2 protein-coding genes are annotated in these 1,935 nt (G+C 60.5%); one reads left to right on the plus strand and one right to left on the minus strand.

From position 1 onward, the window contains the following. Positions 1-905 precede the first annotated feature (905 nt). Positions 906-1,151 (plus strand): hypothetical protein, encoded by a 246-nt coding sequence (locus tag MUO23_04970; GenBank protein ID MCJ7512304.1) that lies wholly within the window; start codon positions 906-908, stop codon positions 1,149-1,151. A 127-nt stretch (positions 1,152-1,278) separates the two neighbouring features. On the opposite strand, the gene MUO23_04975 is transcribed toward MUO23_04970, so the two are convergent. After that, a partial coding sequence (locus MUO23_04975) for an ABC transporter substrate-binding protein (GenBank protein MCJ7512305.1) occupies positions 1,279-1,935 on the minus strand: 657 nt, incomplete at its 5' end.

Here is a 1,935-nt window from a genome sequence, read left to right on the forward strand (position 1 = left end):
GAAGACCCTGCCCACGCCTGCGATGCCATCCCGCCCTGCGGCCAGCCGCGGCGCGTGGGCGCTGGCGCACCCTGTAACCGCATACCCGAGGTGAGACCATGAGTGAGAACTACATCCACGAGGTCATGGCAAGGGCGGCGGATCACTTGCTGCTCGCCGCCGCCGTCGTGTGCTGGGCGCTGGCGACCGCGCACAGCTCGCGCGGACCTCACGCAGGCGGCTGTATCGTGTCAGCCAAAGTGAGACAAATCACGGCTCCACGTGAAGACACACTTGCTCGGCGTTGAGGTTCACGCAGCTGCCCCGAGCATCTCCGTGTGCGGAAGGCGGCGGCCCTCAAGCATTCTGCGTCCAAACTCCTTCCGTCACGACTGAACCTCCTGGCCTCTGCCGAAGTAGACGTCTGCCGGTGTGACAGTGCCTAGCGACTCGTGGTACCGCTGGCTGATGACCCTGTGTAAATGCTTGTGCGGGTGTTGCCTACGGTCAATTCCGACCCCCCACTCTCCAAGACTCCACCCCGAGCAGTCCGTAGGCTGGGGTGAAGCAGCCTCACTGGGTGGAAGGCCGCTGGAAGGTAGGATTTCGCCAACCTGTGCTAGGCTGGGGCCATAGGGCCGTACCATGTTGCGGGTCCGCTCATTTGGAGGGAGGATGCAATGAGGCGATCTACCCTCGCTTTCGCCAGCTGCCTTCTGGCGAGTCTTCTGGCTACGCTGGCATGCTCAGTTGATCTTGGGCTTTCACCACCGACGCAAACGCCTCAGCCAACATACACGCCGACACCCTATCCAACCAATACACCGGAACCTACGGCGACACGCAGACCCTCCCCGACATCGACTCGCCCCCCGCAGTCTTCCTGCGTTTCGCCCGATACGATCACTGCAAGCGACAAGGGCAAGGTGATTGAGATCTGCGGCCTGGTGATTGCTGAAGGCAACGCTGATTGCCCGGAATGTTACTATGGCAACTATAGCTACGCCACTTTCGAGGGTGGTTTCAACCTGATTTCATACGAATGGGAGTTTCAGGACTTGGAGGGTTACTGCACTAGTGTGAAAGATACAGTAGAGATGTTTGGCCGGAATCCTGTGTTCATCATGGACAAGAGCGAAGGATTTAGCGACTACTTCTTCGAGTGTGAATAGCGCGCAATGATCGGCTGGGCGCACCTTGTCAACGGCAGACCTTGCCTGCTTTCCACGCCGAACCCGGCCGGTCTTGGGCCAGCTCGGGGATACTCCCTTGGCGATGTTGGCCGTAACCGACGGGACGTCAGGGCTCCACGATCGATAGATACATGTTCTGGGCTACACCGAAGGGTGTACCGCGGTAGCCCCCCACGTGCGGCTTGACCAGCATGTAGTCCGTCGGTGAATGGGCCAGGAAGATCGCGGCGGCGTCGTCGATCAGGCGCTGTTCAGCCTGGCGGTACATGGCCAGTCTCGCCTCGATATCCTGCTCGCTGCGTGCCTGCTCAAGCAGGTCGTCGAGTGCCGGATCGCTGTACTTGCCGATGTTCTGTGTGCTCCCTGAGTGAAACAGAAGGTCGGCGAAGTTCTCCGGATCTGGATAGTCAGCACACCAGCCCCAAGGCACGATCTGCCCGTGCTTCCCGGCGTACACCTGTTCGGCGTACCCAAACGAATCGACGAGTTCCACCTGGACGGTAACGCCCAGTGTCTCCTTCCATGCCTGCACCAAGTAGGCGGTCGAGGGATCGATATCCCCCCCTGCTCCAGAGTCTGTCAGCAGAATCTCGGGCAAGGCCTCAGCGCCGCCGTAGCTGGACTGACGCAGGGCCTGGCGCGCTGCGTCGACATCGTAGGGCAGGCCGACGACATCATCGCTGTAGCCGGGAAGGCCTGGCGGGAAAACCCCGGCGCCCACTTGAAGCTGTCCTTCATAGTAGCTAACATCGTTGTAGACATC

This window comes from Anaerolineales bacterium (genome assembly GCA_022866145.1).
Taxonomy (GTDB): Bacteria; Chloroflexota; Anaerolineae; order Anaerolineales; family E44-bin32; genus PFL42.